This window comes from Citrobacter sp. Cpo045, assembly GCF_030332875.1.
GTDB classification, from domain to species: Bacteria; Pseudomonadota; Gammaproteobacteria; order Enterobacterales; family Enterobacteriaceae; genus Citrobacter; species Citrobacter portucalensis.
The window spans coordinates 1-4,267 of the sequence record NZ_JAOWGZ010000083.1 but is presented as its reverse complement, the minus strand read 5'-3'; the positions used below and the strand labels follow the sequence as shown (position 1 = coordinate 4,267).

Here is a 4,267-nt window from a genome sequence, read left to right as displayed (position 1 = left end):
CTTTAATCTGCTCAACAAGATAGTGATAATGCTGTTGTAATTTCAGCAGTAACTGGCTGAGATAAAGAGGCAAACTACTGTCCTCAAGAAGGGTACTCAGTCGACTAATAACGGCAGCACCTCGCGGAACGCTGATACCAAATTCCAGCAGAAAAGCATGCATCTGATTAGTTGTTTTCACCTTATCCTGAACCAGGGATTCACGGACACGATGCAGAGCTCGCATTGCCTGCTGAGATTCGGTTCTGGGCTGCACGAAACGCATAGATGGACGTGATGCTGCTTCACAGATAGCTTCAGCATCAACGAAGTCATTTTTGTTGCTTTTAACGAATGGGCGGACAAATTGCGGTGATATCAGCTTTGGAAAATGCCCTAACTCTTCCAGCTTGCGTGCCATAAAGTGAGAACCGCCACAGGCTTCCATCGCGATGGTTGTTGCCGGGCATGTCGCCAGAAATTCGATTAGCTTTGGTCGGGTGAATTTTTTACGGTAAACGGCCTTCCCACGATGATCCTGACAATGAATATGGAAAGAGTTCTTACCCAGATCGATACCAATAAGCGCAATGTTTTCCATGATGGTTCTCCGAATGAAAGCCTGTCCTCAGCATAGTACTGGGAAGGAGGGAGTGACCATCTCATTAAATAAAGCACGCTAAGCCGGTTGCAGCGGTCGTAGCGGCCTGAACTTGCCCGCGCCGATCTTGGCGCTGCTGCGCCAGAGGTAATCGCCGGTGAGGTTGATGTGCTCCCAACCGAGCGGCGACAGGTACTGCAACAGCGCGTCATCAACGGCATGGCCGTTGCCACGCAGCGCGTGCGCAGCCCGTTCCAGATAGACCGTGTTCCACAACACGACGGCAGCCGTTACCAGATTGAGGCCGCTAGCCCGGTAGCGCTGCTGCTCGAAACTGCGGTCGCGGATTTCACCCAGGCGGTTGAAAAACACTGCCCTGGCCAGCGCATTGCGCGCCTCGCCCTTGTTCAGGCCGGCATGCACGCGGCGGCGCAGTTCCACGCTTTGCAGCCAGTCCAGGATGAACAGCGTGCGCTCGATGCGGCCCAGCTCGCGGAGCGCCACGGCCAGGCCGTTCTGGCGTGGGTAGCTGCCGAGCTTTCGGAGCATCAGGGAGGCCGTCACCGTGCCCTGCTTGATCGAGGTGGCCAGCCGCAGGATTTCGTCCCAATGGGCGCGGACGTGCTTGATGTTGAGCGTGCCGCCGATCATGGGTTTCAGCGCGTCATAGGCGGCGTCGCCCTTCGGGATGTAGAGCTTGGTGTCGCCCAGGTCGCGGATGCGCGGCGCGAAGCGGAAGCCCAGGAGGTGCATCAGGGCGAAGACGTGATCGGTGAAGCCCGCCGTGTCGGTGTAATGCTCCTCGATCCGCAAGTCGGACTCGTGGTACAGCAGGCCGTCGAGCACGTAGGTCGAATCGCGCACGCCGACGTTCACGACCTTGGTGTGAAATGGCGCGTACTGGTCAGAAATGTGGGTGTAGAACGTCCGCCCTGGGCTGCTCCCGTATTTCGGGTTGATGTGGCCGGTGCTCTCGGCCTTGCTGCCGGTGCGGAAGTTCTGGCCGTCCGACGATGAGGTGGTGCCGTCGCCCCAGTGCTCGGCGAAGGGATGGCGGAACTGTGCGTTGACCAGATCGGCCAGCGCCGCCCCGTAGGTTTCGTCGCGGATGTGCCAGGCTTGCAGCCAAGCCAGCTTGGCGTAGGTCGTGCCGGGGCAAGACTCCGCCATCTTGGTCAGGCCCAGGTTGATCGCGTCGGCGAGGATCGTGGTCAGCAACAGGTTCTTGTCTTTGGCCGGGTCGCCCGATTTCAGATGCGCGAAATGCCGAGTGAAGCCCGTCCATTCGTCCACCTCCAGCAGCAGTTCGGTGATCTTGACGTGCGGCAGGATCATTGCCGTCTGGTCGATCAGCGCTTGGGCGGTGTCGGGTACCGCCGCGTCGAGCGGCGTGATCTTCAAGCCTGACTCGGTGATGATGGCGTCCGGCAGCTCGTTGGCCGTCGCCATACGGTTGACGGTGGCAAGCTGTGTTTCCAGCAGCGTCAGCCGGTCGTTCAGGTACCGGTTGCAGTCGGTGGCCACGGCCAGCGGCAATTCGCTGGCCTGCTTGAGGCTGGCGAATTTCGCGGGCGGCACCAGGTAGTCCTCGAAGTCCTTGAACTGGCGCGACCCCTGCACCCAGATGTCGCCGGAACGCAACGCGTTCTTCATCTCCGACAGCGCGCACAGTTCGTAGTAGCGCCGGTCGATGCCGGTGTCGGTCATGACCAGCTTCTGCCAGCGCGGCTTGATGAACTCGGTCGGCGCGTCGGCGGGCACCTTGCGGGCGTTGTCGCTGTTCATGCCGCGCAGCACCTCGATGGCGTCGAGCACGTCCTTCGCGGCGGGAGCGGCCCGCAGCTTGAGCACGGCAAGGAATTCCGGCGCGTAGCGGCGCAGCGTGGCGTAGCTTTCGCCGATGCGGTGCAGGAAATCGAAGTCCTCGGGCTGCGCAAGCTTCTGCGCTTCGGTGACGCTCTCGGCGAAGGCATCCCAGGACATGACGGCCTCGATGGCGGCGAACGGATCGCGGCCCGCCTGCTTGGCCTCGATCAGCGCCTGGCCGATGCGGCCGAACAGCCGCACCTTGGCGTTGATCGCCTTGCCGGACGCCTGGAATTGCTGCTGATGCTTGTTCTTGGCGGCGTTGAACAGCTTGCCCAGGATGCGGTCGTGCAGGTCGATGATTTCGTCGGTGACGGTGGCCATGCCCTCGATGGCAAGCGCCACCAGGGTGGCATAGCGTCGCTGCGCCTCGAACTTGGCCAGGTCGGCGGGCGTCATCTGGCCACCCTCACGGGCGATCTTGAGCAGGCGGTTCTGGTGCACCGACCGCTCGATGCCAGAAGGCAGGTCGAGCGCCTGCCACGCTTTGAGGCGTTCGATGTGTTCCAGCATGTGCCGCGAATTCGGTTTGACGGGCGATTGGCGCAGCCAGGCCAGCCAGGTCGTTTTGCCGTTGTCCCGACGCTTGAGCAGATCGTCGAGGCGGCGGCGATGCGCGTCCGACAGCGGTTCGGCCAAGGCATCGTAGATGCGCCGGTTGGCGCGGGTGATTGCTTCGGCGCTCGCCCGCTCGACGGCGTTGAGGGCAGGCAGAATGACCGACTGCTGCCGCAGGTGCTCGATCAAGGTGCTGGCCAGCACGATGCCCTTGTCGGTCTGCAAGGCCATCTCGGTCAGCAACTGGACGGCCTGCCGGTAGTGGCCCATGGTAAAGGGCTGGAAGCCGAACACCGTTTGCAGTTCGACCAGGTGCTCGCGCCGGGTCTGCTCCCGCTGCCCGTATTCGTCCCAGCTTTCGACGCTGACCTTGAGCTGGTCGGCGACCAGTTTCAACAAGGGCGGAAACGGCGGCTCATCGACGCCCAGGATGACACCAGGAAAGCGCAGGTAACAGAGCTGCACGGCGAAGCCCAGCCGGTTGGCCGGGCCGCGCCGCTGCCGGATGATGGAGAGGTCGGTTTCGCTGAACGTGTAGTGACGGATCAACTCATCCTTGGTGTCCGGCAACGCCAGCAGGCTTTCGCGCTCGGCGGCGGACAGGATTGAACGACGTGGCATATTTACTGATCCGTTCTCAAGTATTGATACAGGGTTTCGCGACTGATTCCGAATTCACGAGCCAGCTTGGTCTTTTGCTCGCCAGCCTCGACACGTTGGCGCAGTTCGGCAATACGCTCAGACGACAGGGATTTCTTCCTGCCACGGTAGGCCCCGCGCTGCTTGGCGAGCGCGATGCCCTCGCGCTGCCGCTCGCGGATCAAGGCGCGTTCGAACTCGGCGAACGCGCCCATTACCGACAGCATCAGGTTCGCCATCGGCGAGTCCTCGCCGGTGAAGGTCAAATGCTCCTTAAGGAACTCGATGCGTACGCCGCGCTGGGTGAGGCCCTGCACCAGGCGGCGCAGGTCGTCGAGGTTGCGCGCCAGACGATCCATGCTGTGCACCACGACCGTGTCGCCTTCGCGCACGAAGGCGAGCAGCCGTTCCAGTTCGGGCCGCCGTGTGTCCTTGCCCGACGCCTTGTCGGTGAACACTTTATCCACCTGGATCTGTTCGAGCTGCCGTTCTGGGTTCTGGTCGAAGCTGCTGACGCGGACGTAACCGATGCGCTGACCGTGCAAGGGGCACTGTTGCAAAGTTAGCGATGAGGCAGCCTTTTGTCTTATTCAAAGGCCTTACATTTCAAAAACTCTGCTTACC

At 61.3% G+C, this 4,267-nt stretch carries 2 protein-coding genes and 1 pseudogene; all 3 read right to left on the bottom strand.

Features of this window, described 5'->3' with window-relative positions; translation table 11 throughout:
• Positions 1-580 (bottom strand): annotated as a pseudogene (locus tag OGY13_RS06235) (IS110-like element IS4321 family transposase); the annotation flags it as partial.
• Positions 581-658: 78 nt separating this feature from the next.
• A complete protein-coding gene (locus OGY13_RS06230) occupies positions 659-3,625 on the bottom strand; it encodes a Tn3 family transposase (protein ID WP_001138070.1) in 2,967 nt (988 codons plus the stop codon).
• Positions 3,626-3,627: 2 nt separating this feature from the next.
• Positions 3,628-4,188, bottom strand: a complete 561-nt coding sequence (locus tag OGY13_RS06225; RefSeq protein WP_003124096.1) for a recombinase family protein — start codon at positions 4,186-4,188, stop codon at positions 3,628-3,630.
• Positions 4,189-4,267: the final 79 nt, after the last annotated feature.

What these genes read in the sequence shown, in the direction of transcription:
- OGY13_RS06230 (WP_001138070.1), bottom strand. Translation starts at nt 3,625, where the DNA reads ATGCCACGTCGTTCAATCCTGTCCGCCGCCGAGCGCGAAAGCCTGCTG.